The 15,414-nt window shown below is 59.1% G+C and carries 13 protein-coding genes; 6 read left to right on the top strand and 7 right to left on the bottom strand.

Features of this window, described 5'->3' with window-relative positions:
- Positions 1-11 precede the first annotated feature (11 nt).
- From INF58_RS07360 to INF58_RS07330, 7 genes are read right to left on the bottom strand one after another with little or no spacing between them, the layout of a single operon-like run.
- The gene (locus INF58_RS07360; protein WP_193527396.1) at positions 12-938 is read right to left on the bottom strand and encodes an ABC transporter ATP-binding protein; all 927 of its coding nucleotides are present in this window, start codon (positions 936-938) and stop codon (positions 12-14) included.
- On the bottom strand, positions 931-1,917 hold the full coding sequence (locus INF58_RS07355) for an ABC transporter ATP-binding protein (protein ID WP_193527395.1): 987 nt from the start codon (positions 1,915-1,917) through the stop codon (positions 931-933). Before INF58_RS07355 ends, INF58_RS07360 begins: the two co-directional genes overlap by 8 nt.
- Entirely contained in the window at positions 1,914-2,810 is an 897-nt protein-coding gene (ddpC, locus tag INF58_RS07350) for a D,D-dipeptide ABC transporter permease (protein ID WP_193527394.1), read from the bottom strand. The genes INF58_RS07355 and ddpC overlap by 4 nt, the downstream gene beginning before the upstream one ends.
- Positions 2,807-3,829 (bottom strand): ABC transporter permease, encoded by a 1,023-nt coding sequence (locus tag INF58_RS07345; protein ID WP_193527393.1) that lies wholly within the window; start codon positions 3,827-3,829, stop codon positions 2,807-2,809. Before INF58_RS07345 ends, ddpC begins: the two co-directional genes overlap by 4 nt.
- A gap of 23 nt (positions 3,830-3,852) precedes the next feature.
- Entirely contained in the window at positions 3,853-5,385 is a 1,533-nt protein-coding gene (locus tag INF58_RS07340; RefSeq protein ID WP_193527392.1) for an ABC transporter substrate-binding protein, read from the bottom strand.
- 15 nt (positions 5,386-5,400) lie between these two features.
- The gene (gene ddpX, locus INF58_RS07335) at positions 5,401-5,973 is read right to left on the bottom strand and encodes a D-alanyl-D-alanine dipeptidase (protein ID WP_063866677.1); all 573 of its coding nucleotides are present in this window, start codon (positions 5,971-5,973) and stop codon (positions 5,401-5,403) included.
- 12 nt (positions 5,974-5,985) lie between these two features.
- Positions 5,986-6,840, bottom strand: coding sequence for a MurR/RpiR family transcriptional regulator (locus tag INF58_RS07330; RefSeq protein WP_193527391.1), 855 nt, complete (start codon positions 6,838-6,840; stop codon positions 5,986-5,988).
- 267 nt (positions 6,841-7,107) lie between these two features.
- Between INF58_RS07330 and INF58_RS07325 the strand changes: the two genes are divergently transcribed.
- The 6 genes from INF58_RS07325 (at position 7,108) to INF58_RS07300 (ending at position 15,396) form a co-directional block, all read left to right on the top strand.
- Complete coding sequence (locus INF58_RS07325) at positions 7,108-8,583, top strand: carboxylesterase (RefSeq protein WP_193527390.1); 1,476 nt, start codon at positions 7,108-7,110, stop codon at positions 8,581-8,583.
- An 85-nt stretch (positions 8,584-8,668) separates the two neighbouring features.
- Entirely contained in the window at positions 8,669-9,880 is a 1,212-nt protein-coding gene (locus INF58_RS07320; protein ID WP_131637135.1) for a diguanylate phosphodiesterase, read from the top strand.
- A gap of 88 nt (positions 9,881-9,968) precedes the next feature.
- Positions 9,969-10,865 (top strand): aminoimidazole riboside kinase, encoded by an 897-nt coding sequence (locus tag INF58_RS07315; protein ID WP_193527389.1) that lies wholly within the window; start codon positions 9,969-9,971, stop codon positions 10,863-10,865.
- A gap of 170 nt (positions 10,866-11,035) precedes the next feature.
- Positions 11,036-12,553, top strand: coding sequence for a carbohydrate porin (locus tag INF58_RS07310; protein ID WP_193527388.1), 1,518 nt, complete (start codon positions 11,036-11,038; stop codon positions 12,551-12,553).
- A 66-nt stretch (positions 12,554-12,619) separates the two neighbouring features.
- Positions 12,620-13,990 carry a sucrose-specific PTS transporter subunit IIBC gene (locus tag INF58_RS07305; RefSeq protein WP_193527387.1) on the top strand — a complete coding sequence of 457 codons (1,371 nt, stop codon included), beginning with the start codon at positions 12,620-12,622 and terminating at the stop codon, positions 13,988-13,990.
- Positions 13,990-15,396, top strand: a complete 1,407-nt coding sequence (locus INF58_RS07300; RefSeq protein WP_193527386.1) for a sucrose-6-phosphate hydrolase — start codon at positions 13,990-13,992, stop codon at positions 15,394-15,396. Before INF58_RS07305 ends, INF58_RS07300 begins: the two co-directional genes overlap by 1 nt.
- The last annotated feature ends 18 nt before the right edge of the window (positions 15,397-15,414 follow it).

Here is a 15,414-nt window from a genome sequence, read left to right as displayed (position 1 = left end):
CGGCTTATTTTTTAACGGTTACGCCAGCAGCGCACGCTTCGGCTTCCGGAAGAGGATTGAAGTTGTTGCGGCTGTTCACATCCCTGCCTCGCCAGTGGGCAACGGTCTCGGAAATAGCATCCGATCGGTAAGTGCCGGTTGCCGGGCAGGTCGGTTTTTCGCAGCGCCAGCGCGTCGTCAAGCGGCTCACCGGTGCGGGGAACGGAGTCGAGCAGCAGCTGCGTATACGGATGACGCGGCTGGCCCAGGACCTGGTCCGCCGTGCCCAGCTCAACAATCTGCCCCAGATACATCACCGCCACGCGATCGCTCATGTGCCGGACCACCGAAACATTGTGCGAGATCAGCACGTAGGTGAGATTTCGCTGCTGTTGCAGGGCAACCAGCAAATTGAGGATCTGCGCCTGGACGGAAATATCCAGCGCGCTGGTAGGTTCATCCAGCACGATGATGTCCGGATCGGAGGAGAGCGCCCGGGCAATGGCGATTCGCTGACGCTGTCCGCCCGAAAACGCATGCGGCAGACGGTCAAGGTATTCAGCACGAATGCCCACCTGCTGCGCCAGGGCTTCGGCCAGCTGACGACGCTCCCGCTCGCTGCGGCGTTGCTGTATCCACACCGGCTCGGTGATGATGCGCCAGACGGGTAAACGCGGATCGAGGGATGAGAGCGGATCCTGAAATACCATCTGCATACCGCCCGCCGCGTTCGCGCGCTGACAGGCGCCGGTGCTCGGTTTGAGCATACCCATCAGCAGCTGCGCCAGCGTACTCTTTCCACAGCCGGATTCCCCCACAATGCCCAGCGTTTCGCCGCGATGGATCTGGAGATCCATGCCGTTCAGAGCGTGCACCTGTTCCGTCACGCGCCCCAGCCAGTTTTTGCGCGCGGGAAAATTCACGTGCACGTCGTCCAGTTCCAGCAATACCTCAGACATGGCGTGTCTCCTGTTGTGGATACCAGCAGGCTGCCTGCTGGCCTTCTGCGCCCGTGGAGTGTAAGCGCGGCGTTTCACCGCATTTAGCACCGGCCGCAAAACAGCGCTCGCGAAAGGCACATCCGCGCGGCAGGTGGCTGAGATTAGGCACCGTGCCGGGAATGGCCGGGAGGATCTCACGCGGTTCGCCATTTTCCGGCGCGCACCGCAGCAGGCCAATCGAATAGGGGTGCACAGGATGGTGAATCAAGGTCTGCGTGCTGCCGCTTTCGATCACGCTGCCCGCGTACATGACGTACACCCGGTCACAAAGCTGCGACACTACCGCCATATCGTGACTGATAAACAGCACCGACGTTCCGCTGGCGCGCGCTTTATGTTTTAACAGCCGCAGTACCTGGAGCTGGACGGTCACATCCAGCGCGGTGGTGGGTTCATCGGCAATGATCAGCTCCGGCTCGCAGGAGAAGGCAAGGGCGATCATCACTCGCTGGCGCATGCCGCCGGAAAGCTCAAACGGATAGCGTTCCATCACCTGCGCCGCGTCCGGAATTTGCATCTCGCCAAGCAGGGAGATCGCTTTTTGCTGCGCTTCACGCCGTGAAAGCGGCTGATGCTGGCGGATCACCTCCACCATCTGCCTGCCGATCCGCCGCGTGGGGTTGAGCGCCGTCATCGGCTCCTGAAAAATCATCGCCACCTTTGCGCCGCGCCACTGGCGAAGCTGTTTTTCCGATGCGTTCAGTACATCTTCCCCGAGCAGCGTGACCCGCCCGTGGTGAACATGGTAACTGCCTTCCGGCAGCAGGCGCATCGCCAGCATCGCGGTGACCGATTTTCCCGAGCCGGATTCGCCCACCACGCCAACAATTTCACCCCGTCTAATCTCCAGCGAGACGTGGTTGAGCGCATGTACATCGCCGCGAAAAATGGGGAAGCTCAGGTGTAAATCTTCAATCGATAATACGGAATCACTCATGACTGCTTCCCTCCTGATTTGGGATCCAGCAGGTCGCGAAGACCATCGCCAAACAGATTAAACCCGACTGCCGTAATCAAAATGGCCGCCCCGGGAAACGCGCAGTACCACCACTGGTCAAGCACGTAGTTACGGCCCACGGCCACCATCGCGCCCCATTCGGCGGTGGGCTGCTGCGCGCCTAACCCAATAAAGCCCAGCGTGGCGGCCATCAGAATAGCGCTGCCGATATCCAGCGACGCCTGAACGATCAGCGGCGGCAGGGCGTTACGCAGGATATGCCAGCGAATCAGGTGCCAGCGCGATGCGCCAAAGGTACGGGCGGCCTGCACATAGGTAAACTGGCGCACGACCAGCGTCTGACCACGGGCCAGCCGTACGTAAAACGGAATACGGACAATCGCAATCGCCAGCATCGCGTTAAACAGGCTTGGGCCGAGCGCGGCGGCCAGCGCCATGGTCAGCACCAGCGAGGGGATAGAGAGCATAATGTCCATGATGCGCATGATGATGGCATCGCCGCGCCCACCGAGTACGCCGGACAAGCAGCCGAGCAGCGAGCCAATGCCGCCCGCAATCACCACCACCGCCAGCCCCGCCGTGATGGACTGCTGGCTGCCCACCAGCACCCGGCTGAACAGATCCCGGCCCACCTCATCGGTGCCGAACCAGTGCTGGAGTGACGGCGCCTGCAAACGCGCGGTGAGATCCAGCGCGTTCGGATCGTGCGGCACTATCCACGGCGAAATCACCATCATCAGCAGCATCAGGATCATAATGACCCCGCCGATCAGCGTGAGCGGGCTTTTGCGTAGCATCCAGAACAGCTTCGCCCAGTGGATGCGCTGTTTAGCGGTGCTGACAGGGACAGGCGTTTCCTGAGTTAACATCATTCGGCACCTCCGCGCCCGATTCGCGGGTCGATCCACAGATACAGCAGATCCACCACCAGATTGACGAAGACGTAGGCCAGCGATACCACGACCGCGAAGCCCATGACGGCAGGGAAGTCCAGCGCCTGAATGGAGGTCACGACCCAGGCGCCCATTCCCGGCCAGGCAAACACGGTTTCGGTGAGGACGGCCCCGTACAGCAGATCGCCCAGCGCCAGCCCGAGCACGGTAATGGAGGGGATCATGGCGTTGGGCAAGGCATAGCGCAGCACGATGTACCAGCCCGGCAGCCCGCTCGCCCGAGCGGTACGAATATAATCCTCGCTCAGCTGCTCCAGCATGGCGGAGCGCACCTGACGCGCCACAATCCCCAGATGCACAAAGGCCAGGGTCAGGGACGGCAAAATCAGGTGCTGAAGCGCGTTGAAAAATACTTCGCCGTTGCCTTCCAGCAGGGCGTCCAGCAGATAAAAGCCGGTCACGTGGGCAGGGGGATCGAGCCAGTCGTCCAGCCTGCCGCCTCCGGGCAGAATTTGCAGCTGCCCGTAGAACAGCACGATGACCCCCAGACCCAGCCAGAAGGCAGGGGTCGAGATGCCCGTCATCGCCATCAGCCGCACCAGGTGATCCAGCCAGCGGTTACGGTACACCGCCGATATAATTCCCAGCGGTACGCCAATCACCAGCGCCAGCAGCAGGGAGCAGAAGGCCAGTTCCAGCGTGGCGGGGAAAAAGGCTTTCAAATCTTCCGCAACGGGACGACCGGTGCGAATGGACGTGCCCAAATCACCGTGCGCCAGCGCCTCAACATAGCGGCCAAACTGAATATAAAGCGGCTGGTCCAGGCCCAGCTGCTGGCGGATGCCCTGCACAATGTCATCGCTCGCGCGGTCACCGGCCAGCAGGCGGGCCGGATCGCCGGGGATCAGGTGTGAAATAATAAAGGTAATAATACAGACACCGGCCACGACCAGGATTAACCCCCAGCAGCGCTGGCGCACGATGCTCCAGAACGTCATACACTTTCCCCCGGCATGGACCGTTACTTACTCATGGTGGCGATGTTAAAGACCTGCTCCAGCATCGGATTAAAGGTGAAGCCTTTGACCTCTTTGTTCATCGCCAGCTGGTAGTTCTTCTGGAACAGATAAACGTAAGCCGCCTCGTCAATCACCACTTTCTGCGCCTGCTGATAGTCTTTGGTACGTTCCGCCTGATCGGTGGTTTTCAGTGCCGCCTGCAACAGCGCATCGACCTCTTTGTTCTCATAGAATGAGCGGTTGCCCGGCAGCCCTTTTTTGTCCGATTCGAACCAGTAGTTCATAAACATGTACGGATCGGCGAAGTCCGGGCTCCAGTTACCAATCGCGATGTCATAATCACCTTTGCCGACGCGGTCGCGCATGGTGGCGTTCGCCAGTTTCTCCAGCTTGACGTTAATCCCGAGCTTGTTCAGGCTCGCCTGGGTAGAGAGGGCGATAGGCTCCCAGTTCGGGTCGTTATCGGAGTAGAGGAACGTCAGGCTGGCGGGTTTATCGTTGACTTTTTCCAGCGCCGCTTTGGCTTTGGCCTCGTCAAAGCTGTACTGCATGGCGTTCGCATCGAAGCCCCACATGCCCTCCGGGATTGGGCCGCGCATCTGCTTGCCATTCCCGCTGATAATGCCTTTCACCATTCCCTGATAATCGGTCGCCCAGGAGACCGCGCGGCGCAAATCCACCTGATTCATCGGGGCTTTACTGTTGTTCAGATAGAGATAGGTCACCCGCAGTGAGGGGTATTCCGCCACGGCCACTTTGCCTTCCTGTTTCAGGGCGGCAAGCTGATCCACCGGCAGGGCGTCGGCAATATCCAGATCGCCACGGGAAAGTTGCAGGCGACGCGAGGCGCTTTCACCGATAATCTTCACTGAGACGCGCTTAAAGTGCGGCTTTTCGCCCGGCCAGTGTGGGTTGGGTACCATTATCAGCTGCTGACCTTTGCGCCAGCTTTTCAGCATAAAAGGCCCGGAACCCGCGGTGTTTTGCGCCAGGAAACCCCGCGCATCGTCGGCGGCATTGGCCTTCAGCACCGCCGGGTTGACGATCGACGCGCCGTCATTCGCGAGCGTGTAGAGGAACGGGGCAAACGGCTGGCTGAGGGTGAATTTCACCGTATGTTCATCCACGGCGTCCACTTTCAAATCTTTCGGGAACGCTTCGGATGGCCCCTGGTTAATTTTCAGCAGGCGTTCAAACGACAGCTTGACCGCTTCGGCGGTCACCGGCGTGCCGTCGGAGAATTTTGCATTGTTCGCCAGGGTAAACGTCCATTCTTTCTGATCCTCTGACGCCTTCCAGCCCGTCGACAGATCGCCTTCCACCTCCGTGGTGCCAGGCTTGTATTTCACCAGACGCTGGTACGAGGGGTAGGTCACCGTCCAGTCGTTGTTATCGATAGTCACCGCCGGATCCAGCGTTTGCGGATCGGCAGCTTTACCAATTACCAGCATATCTTTTGGCACTGCCGCCAGCGCGAGCGGTGCGCTGAGGGCGAGCGTAGCGGCAATCAGGGTAGTAAGCAGCGTTGTTTTCATGGCCGGGCTCCAGAATTACAGTGAGGGTGTGGTCGAATAACAGGCGAACTGATCGTCCAGCAGCGGGTAGCTTGCGGCGTTCGGCAGCTCGAAATGCCACCATTCGCTGCTGATGCCAACAAAACCGCCGCCGGACATCACGGCGTTCAGGAGCAGACGATTACGCTGTGCCGCGGGCGGAACGGAAGGGTGCCAGGCATGAGAGCGGTCGTGCATTTCGTCAAACGCGGCGCCCATATCCAGCACGTTGTCGTGTTCATCCATCAGCGTGACGTCAATGGCGGTGCCGCGGCTGTGGTTGGAGCCAATCGCGACGTCCACCACGTATTGCGGATTGGGGCAGGCGTCCCAGAGTTGCGCCTGCGCCTGCTGGGGTCGGTAGGCGTCGTAGACCACCAGTTTCAGACCGGCCAGCGTGGCAATGCCGATCGCTTTTGCCAGTGCGGTGGCGGCGTCCGTATGCAGCAGACACGCGGCGTGCTGGTAGATTGGGCGTCCGGTAATGTTATCGGCAGTGGCGTATTTCAGATCGATATGCAGCGTGGGAAAGGTTTTCGCCACATCAATCAGTTGACTCTCTTCAGGCATAGCTCCGCTCCTTTAGCGTTCAAATTGACCAAACTCTTGTTGTAATTGTCGGTTGACTGCCAGACGCTCCGGCAGCGCATCCCCCAGCGCCTCCACCACGCCCGACAGCAGCAGGTTGAACAGACAGCTCACCGGCGCCAGCGAATCCCAGAAATGGCCGGTATCGGTCTTCACCTGGAGTAAATCAATTGGGTAATCCCGCGCCCACGGGCACCAGATATCGGTGATCAGCGCCATCGGCAGCTCTTTTTCGCTCGCCACGCGGCAGTACTGGCGGGCTATGGCGGAGTAGGCACGGGTATCGGTCAGCACGATATACGGGTGCGCAAAGCCGGAGTTAAGCGACTCCACCCAGCTGCCGGAGAGCCCTTCGGAATAGCTCACGCGCGGGCGCAGGTACTCCAGATGACTGAAGAACGCATTGGCGATCCCGCGCGTGGACTGGATCCCCAGCACGAAGACGGCATCGGCATGAGCAAGTTGATGGACTACCTGCCTGAACGTTTCGCTTTGCGCCAGCTGGTAGACATGGGCAATGGCCTCCACCTCCAGCGACAGGGAGTGCTGAACGCGATCCGACAGCGGCTGCTGCTGCTTCCAGGAGTCGAGGCGCTCGTTAATGCCCCAGGGCTGATGGGGATCGCGCAGACTTTTTTTGGCATCGTCCAGGTTGCGATAGCCCAGCTTGCGCAGAAAACGCCCGACGGTGATCCCGCTGGTGGCCGTGGCCAGCGCCACGCTTTCTGCCGTTTCGAACGGGATCTGCCCGACGTGCGCCAGCATCCAGCTTGCCACCCGCTTTTCGCTCGGGGTGAGCTGGCTGAAAGTCGCTTCGATACGGCTTAACACCTCAGGTTTGGTCGTCATACCGCCTCGCTGTTAACTGGCTGTCATTGGCCGGATTTCTGTTACCGCATTAACAATGCAGGACGCGTGCCATGTTCACATTGCGGCGAAAACGCGCTGTGCAGCTAAGTTAATGCAATATTTGTTTAACAGATGATCAACATTTGTGCAGCGTAGTTCACTTTTGGTGCAGTGTCCGACCCGAGAGATATCTATTTGGTGAATACGTCAGTCTCTTCACATTTTTTGGTAAGATGAAGGATCTGTGGACAAGAGAGGGAGCCTCACATGGCGAATTTGCCCTGGCGGGTCAGCGTGCGCCTGATGGCTCTCGCAAAAAAACTGGCGATGGTTATCGGGATAGTTGTGCTCGTCCTGCTCGCGGTGCGGGTTTATCTGTCCCAGCAGGGACCGGCCCTGCATCACTGGCACACCTGGCGGGCTGACGAAATGTCCGTGCAGGAGATGGATAACGCGAGCTTCGCGGCCTATGTCGCCCGTGAAAACGCCATCTTCACCGATCTCGACGCTGAGGTGACGGCGAAAGCCACCGCAGCGGAGCGCACGCCGTTAAACCGCTATTATCGCCAGAGTCTGGTGTGGCCAGGACAGTTTTCTCCGGATGCGAACCGGTCGTTTGTGCTGATGCCTGCCGGAAAGCCGCGCGGGGCGGTGGTGCTGCTTCACGGTCTGACGGATTCGCCCTACAGCGTCAGGCATCTGGCTCTCAATTATCAAAAGCACGGCTTTGTGGCCGTTGTTCCTCGTTTGCCCGGACACGGCACGGCGCCGGGCGCGCTGACAAACGTCGAGTGGGAAGCGTGGCTCGCGGCGACCCGCCTTGCGGTTCGTGAAGCGACGCGTCTGACGGGGAGCGATCTCCCGCTGCATCTGGTGGGCTACTCCAATGGCGGGGCGCTGGCGATGAAATACGCCCTCGACGCCCTTGATGCGCCGACACTGCGTAAACCCCAGCAGATTGTTTTGCTGTCACCGATGATTGGCGTCACGGCGTTTGCTCGCTTTGCCGGTTTCGCCGGGCTACCGGCCATGTTACCGGCGTTTGCCAAAGCCGCATGGCTCAACATTGCGCCGGAATACAACCCTTACAAATACAACTCGTTTCCGGTGAATGCGGCACGTCAGTCCTGGCTGCTTACCCAGGCGCTGCATGAGCAGTTAAATCGCGATGTTCAGGCCCACAAACTGGCGCAGCTCCCGCCGGTTCTGGCGTTTCAGTCGGTTATGGATTCAACGGTCAGTACCCGCGCCGTAGTTACCGGGCTGTTTGATCGGCTTCCGGCTAACGGCAGCGAACTGGTGGTATTTGATATCAACCAGGCCGGGAGCTTCCGTCCGCTGTTCAGGCCGTCATCCTGGACGGCGGTGGCCGATCTGCTGCCCGTGGTAAAAAGACGTTACAGTGTCACGATTGTAACCAATGCCAGCCCCGACAGCTTCGAAATGGTGGCAAAGGCAACGCCAGCGGGTAGCACCCGGGAAACGGTGGTGCCGCTGACGGTCTCTTATCCCCAAGAGGTGTATTCCCTGTCGCACGTTGCCATACCGTTCCCGCCCAATGACGATCTGTATGGCCGACATCCTGAGGTAAAAAATCACTATGGCATTAGCCTCGGGACGTTTGCCCTGTGGGGAGAAACATCGGTGCTGAGCGTCGGCAAAGATGCGCTAATGCGCGTGACGTCGAATCCGTTCTACGATTACATGCAGGCGCGTATCGACAGCCGTATCGGGGAAAATTAATTCCGCTGCGGAATAGATTAGGTCCCGCCGGGGAACTGTGTTAAACAGTACCGCTCTGGCCTATATCCCTATCGGACCTCTTTTTGTGCTGACAACTCTCATTTATCGAAGCCAGCTGAGCTTAACCTGCACCTCCGCAGCGTTAAGCGAGCTGGTTGAACAGGCCAGGATCCGCAATACGGAGCAGGGCATCTCCGGCATTCTTCTCTCCAGTGGCCGTGACGTCCTGCAAATTCTTGAAGGAACGGAACAGAGCGTAGTCGCGCTGTTTAATACCATCCGCGAAGATAACCGACATACCGGCGTAGTGGAGCTGATGCGCGACTACGGTCCGCGCAGACGGTTCGATAACGTGGGGATGCTGCGGTTTGACCTGGAGGTTCAGACCCCGAAGGCGATTCTGGCGTCGGTACTGCACTACAGCAAGCTGGAAAGCTACCTCACTTCTGAGGATCGGGTCTTCAAATTCATCCAGACCTTTATCACCGGCAAAATCTCTGCGCCACGGGCTTCGAACTATGAACCTGATAAATGGACGCTGTCGCGGGAAAGCACGCCGTTTGGTGAAGGGTTAGGCCTGCTTGCGGGCCAGCCCTGCCAGTTTGCGCTGCAACCGATTGTCGAGCCGTCCGAAGGCAAAATCAGCTCTCTTGAGGCGCTCATACGCGGAAACGACGGCGGCAGCCCGGAGCATTTCTTCAGAAGCCTCGATCACCAACGGATTTACGAAGTCGACCTGCAAACCAAAGCCTGGACCTTTGCGCTGGCGAAAAAGCTGGGCATTGGTAGCCACAAGCTGGCGGTGAATCTGTTGCCGATGTCGCTGGTTAACGTGCCCGGTGCGGTTGAGTTTCTGGTGACGCAGATCAAACAGCACGGTCTCCAGCCAGAGCAGGTGGTCATTGAAGTCACTGAGAACGAGATGATTTCCGGCTTCAACCAGTTCAACAGCGCCATCAAACAGCTGCGCGCGGAGGGGGTTGGGCTGGCGATAGATGATTTTGGTTCCGGCTATGCCGGCCTGTCGCTGCTCACGAGATTCCAGCCGGACAAGCTTAAAATCGACAGGGAGATCGTCAGCGATATCCACCTGAGCGGCCCCAAGCAGGCGATTGTGAAGTCGATAATCAGCTGCTGCACCGATCTGGAGATTACCCTGGTCGCGGAAGGTATTGAGAAGATAGAGGAGTGGTGCTGGCTTGAGTCTGCCGGTATTCGCCGCTTTCAGGGTTTTTTGTTCGCCCGTCCACAGCTCAACGGCGTGGGTGATATCCACTGGCCCCATCGGGTGCGTTAAGCAAATTTTCCCTCGCCTTATTTCCCCAATACCACGCCTGTGCTTAAATAGCTAAACCGGTTTAACATTATTTAGCTAAGAGAGTGATATGGAGACGATCTGGGTACTTGGCGATGCGGTGGTGGATCTTTTGCCCGATGGTGAAGGCAAACTGCTGCAATGTCCGGGCGGCGCGCCGGCCAACGTTGCGGTGGGGATTGCGCGTCTGGGCGGCAGGAGCGCGTTTATCGGCCGGGTGGGCGACGATCCGTTTGGGCGTTTTATGCAAAAAACGCTTGCGGATGAGCAGGTTAATACAGAATGGCTGCGTCTGGACCCGCAGCAGCGGACCTCCACGGTGGTAGTGGATCTCGATAACGATGGTGAACGTTCCTTTACCTTTATGGTTCGCCCGAGCGCGGATTTATTCCTCGATGCTGGCGACCTCCCGCCATTTCGCACCGGAGAGTGGCTGCACGTTTGTTCCATCGCGCTCAGCGCCGAACCCAGCCGTTCCGCGACGTTTCAGGCGATGGCCGCTGTCAGACAGGCGGGCGGTTTCGTCAGCTTTGACCCCAATATTCGCGCCGATCTCTGGCACGATGAAGCCGAGCTGCGCCACTGTCTTGAGCGGGCATTGGCCTGTGCAGACGTGGTGAAACTCTCGCTAGAAGAACTGGCGTTCTTAACCGGAAATGCGCAGGTGCATGAGGGGCTGGCGGCACTGACGCGTACCTGTCCGGCCAGACGGGTACTGGTGACGCAGGGAAAAGCGGGGGTGACCGCCTGGCAGGAAGGCACATTGACGCACTATCCTGCATCACCCGTGGAGTGCATTGATACCACCGGGGCGGGAGATGCTTTCGTCGCCGGGCTGCTGTTCGGCCTGGCACGTGATGGCGAAGCCAGCCTCTCAGACGTTATCACGCTCGCCCAGCGCTGCGGGGCGCTGGCGACAACCGCAAAAGGGGCAATGACCGCGCTGCCTTACCATCACGAACTGTAATTCTCCTCGCATGGGCCGCCGGTCGGCGGCCTGAATTGTCGCCTCGATCACACTTACTAAAACGGTTTAGCAAAAACAGTTGCCGATCCAAAATTTGGCGGTTTAGTATCATCAGCCTAAACCGGTTTAGCAATTTAGCACTTTCACCAATATTTTCGGGATGCGACAAAATGTATAAAAAACGCAGACTTGCCGTGATGATAGGCATGCTGGCCGGCAGTACCTCTGTTTTTGCCCAGACGGATATGACGCGTATCGAAGCGCGTCTGGCGGCGCTGGAGCAGCGCTTGCAGGAGGCGGAAACCCGCGCGCAGGCCGCTGAAAAGCGCGCCACGATAGCGGAAGAGAAAACGCAGCAGCTGGTCACCGCGCAGCAAAAAGCGCAAACCACCACCCAGGCGGTGGCGCAGCGTACCACGGCCCTGGAGGAGAAAGCCGATCGGTCCGGCGGCTTTGAGTTTCACGGTTATGCCCGTTCCGGCCTGCTGATGAACGACGCGGCCTCCAGCAGCAAAAGCGGTCCCTATCTGACTCCCGCAGGGGAAACGGGCGGGGCCATCGGGCGTCTGGGGAACGAAGCGGATACCTACGTGGAGCTGAACGTTGAGCACAAGCAGACGCTGGATAATGGCGCGACGACGCGCTTCAAGGCGATGCTGGCCGACGGACAGAAAACCTATAACGACTGGTCAGCAGACAGCAGTGACCTGAACGTCCGTCAGGCCTTTGCCGAACTGGGCAATCTGCCGGACTTCACCGGCGCGCTGAAGGGCAGCACCTTCTGGGCGGGCAAGCGTTTTGATCGCGACAACTTCGACATTCACTGGCTGGATTCCGACGTGGTATTCCTCGCCGGGACCGGCGGCGGCGTCTATGACGTGAAATGGAACGATACGCTGCGAAGCAACTTTTCCCTTTATGGCCGTAACTTCGGCAGCGAAGAGGAGATCGACAATAACGTTCAGAACTATATCCTCAGCATGAATCACTTCGCCGGGCCGGTGCAGCTGATGGTCAGCGGCCTGCGGGCAAAAGATAATGACGACCGCAAGGACAGCAACGGCGATCCGATTAAAACCGACGCGGCGAACAACGGAGTGCATGCGCTGGTTGGTTTGCATAACGAGAGCTTCTACGGCCTGCGGGAAGGTTCCGCCAAAACGGCGCTGCTTTACGGCCACGGTCTGGGTGCCGAGGTGAAAAGCATCGGTTCTGACGGCGCACTGCTGTCTGAGGCCGATACCTGGCGCTTCGCAAGTTACGGTGTCACGCCGCTGGGCGGTGGCTGGCATATAGCGCCCGCCGTGCTGGCGCAAAGCAGTAAGGACCGCTACGTGAAGGGCGACAGCTATGAGTGGGTCACGCTCAACACGCGTCTGATCAAAGAGGTGACCCAGAATTTCGCCCTCGCGTTCGAGGGCAGCTATCAGTACATGGATTTGAATCCGGAAGGCTACAAGGATCGCAATGCGGTTAACGGCAGCTTCTACAAGCTGACCTTCGCCCCGACGCTAAAGGCGGGCAAGATTGGCGATTTCTTCAGCCGTCCGGAGCTGCGCCTGTTCGCCACCTGGATGGACTGGAGCAGCAGGCTGGATAACTACGCCAGCGATGACGCCTTTGGCAGCAGCGGCTTCAACGCGGGCGGGGAATGGAACTTTGGGGTGCAGATGGAAACCTGGTTTTAACCCTTCACGCTCCCGCATCGCGGGGGCGTTTCGAACATCATAAAAAGAGGTCAGGAAGAGGTATCTATGGATTTTAATCATATTGCTCGCGAGCTTATTCCGCTGCTCGGTGGCAAAGAGAACATTGCCAGCGCGGCGCACTGCGCTACGCGCCTTCGTCTGGTGCTGGTCGACGATGCGCTTGCCGACCAGCAGGCTATCGGCAAGGTTGAAGGCGTAAAGGGCTGTTTTCGCAATGCCGGGCAGATGCAGGTGATCTTCGGCACGGGCGTGGTGAATAAGGTTTACGCGGCATTTATTCAGGCAGCAGGAATTAGCGAGTCCAGTAAATCGGAAGCGGCGGATATTGCGGCCCGCAAGCTGAACCCGTTCCAGCGTATCGCGCGTCTGCTCTCCAATATTTTCGTGCCGATTATCCCGGCGATTGTGGCCTCGGGTCTGCTGATGGGCCTGCTCGGGATGGTTAAAACCTACGGCTGGGTCAACTCGGATAACGCGCTCTACATCATGCTGGATATGTGCAGCTCGGCGGCGTTTATCATTTTGCCGATCCTGATTGGCTTCACCGCCGCGCGCGAGTTTGGCGGCAACCCGTATCTGGGCGCGACACTGGGCGGCATTCTGACGCACCCGGCGCTGACCAACGCCTGGGGCGTGGCGTCCGGCTTCCACACCATGAACTTCTTCGGCCTCGAAATCGCCATGATTGGCTATCAGGGAACCGTCTTCCCGGTGCTGCTAGCGGTATGGTTTATGAGCATTGTGGAAAAACAGCTGCGCCGGGCGATTCCGGATGCGTTAGATCTGATCCTGACGCCGTTCCTGACCGTCATTATCTCCGGCTTTATTGCGCTGTTGATTATTGGCCCGGCGGGGCGCGCGCTGGGCGACGGGATCTCCTTCATTCTCAGCACCCTCATTGCCCACGCAGGCTGGCTGGCCGGGCTGCTGTTCGGTGGGCTTTATTCGGTGATTGTCATTACCGGCATTCACCATAGCTTCCACGCCATTGAGGCCGGGCTGCTGGGTAATCCGTCAATCGGTGTTAACTTCCTGCTGCCGATCTGGGCGATGGCGAACGTGGCCCAGGGCGGGGCGTGTCTGGCGGTGTGGTTCAAAACCCGCGATGCCAAAATCAAGGCCATTACCTTACCGTCGGCGTTTTCTGCGATGCTGGGTATCACCGAAGCGGCGATTTTTGGTATTAACCTGCGCTTCGTGAAGCCGTTTATCGCGGCGCTGATCGGTGGCGCGGCGGGCGGTGCCTGGGTGGTATCGGTGCATGTCTACATGACCGCCGTTGGGCTGACGGCGCTGCCCGGGATGGCGATCGTCCAGGCCAGCTCGCTGCTCAACTATATCATCGGTATGGTGATAGCCTTTGGCGTGGCGTTCACCGTCTCTCTGCTACTGAAATATAAAACGGACTCTGAATAATGAAGTTACCTTCCCGCTGGCCTGCCGTGTTGCAGGCCGTGATGCAAGGCCAGCCGCGCGCGCTGGCAGACAGCCATTATCCGCAGTGGCATCCCGCGCCCGTGACGGGGCTGATGAACGATCCGAACGGCTTTATCTGGTTTGCCGGACGTTACCACCTGTTCTATCAGTGGAACCCGCTGGACAGCGATCATCGCTATAAGTGCTGGGGACACTGGAGTTCAGCGGATATGGTGCACTGGCGGCACGAGCCCATGGCGCTGATGCCCGACGAAGAGTACGACCGCAACGGCTGTTATTCCGGCAGCGCCGTGGATAACAACGGCGTGCTGACCCTGTGCTATACCGGCAACGTTAAGTTTGACGATGGTGGCCGCACCGCCTGGCAGTGTCTGGCGGTGCAAAACGACGATGGAACTTTTGCCAAGCTGGGGCCGGTGTTGCCCCTGCCGGAAGGGTATACCGGGCACGTTCGGGATCCGAAAGTGTGGCGCCATGACGGGCAGTGGTACATGGTGCTCGGGGCGCAGGATCGGCATAAGCGCGGCAAGGTACTGCTGTTTAAATCAGCCGATTTGCACGCCTGGATACCCTGCGGCGAAATCGCCGGTCACGGCGTCAACGGGCTGACGGACGCAGGCTATATGTGGGAGTGCCCGGATCTTTTTGCGCTCGACGGCACGCACGTGCTGATCTGCTGCCCGCAGGGGCTGGCGTGCGAGCCGCATCGCTATCTCAATACCTATCCGGCCGTCTGGATGAGCGGGGCGTTTGATTATCAAACGTCTGCCTTTGCGCATGGCGAACTGCACGAGCTTGACGCTGGCTTTGAGTTTTATGCGCCACAAACCGCAGTAGCAGAGGATGGCCGCCGCATTCTCATCGGCTGGATGGGCGTGCCGGACGGCGAGGAGATGCTTCAGCCCACCCGCGCGCACGGCTGGATCCACCAGATGACCTGTCCACGCGAGCTGCGCTACCGCGACGGTAAGCTCTGGCAAACGCCGGTGCGTGAGCTGGAAGCGCTGCGCGAGGATGAACATCACTGGCAGGGGCGCGCCGACGATGCGCCGGAACTGGACGGGACGCGCCTTGAGTTCGAGCTAAGCGCTTCGCACGTGAAGGTGAATTTTGCCGGTGCGTTGCGGCTGGTTATGGATGATGAGGGTTTACGTCTGGCGCGCGCCAGTCTGGAAACCGGAGAAACGTTGACCCGCTACTGGAGGGGTGACGTTAATCATTTGCGCGTGCTGTGTGACCGTTCCAGCGTCGAAATTTTCATCAATCACGGTGAAGGCGTCATGAGCAGCCGCTATTTTCCTGACCATCCGGCACGGGTGCGCGTCGAAGGTGCGTCCGACATCACATTACGCTACTGGTCGCTGCGCACCTGCATGATAGAATAGGCGTTTTGGCAGCCGGAT

The sequence above is a fragment of the Enterobacter cloacae complex sp. P24RS genome (assembly GCF_014982165.1).
GTDB classification, from domain to species: Bacteria; Pseudomonadota; Gammaproteobacteria; order Enterobacterales; family Enterobacteriaceae; genus Enterobacter; species Enterobacter quasihormaechei.
The sequence above is the reverse complement of the archived record's forward strand: the minus strand, read 5'-3'. Positions and strand labels throughout refer to the sequence as shown.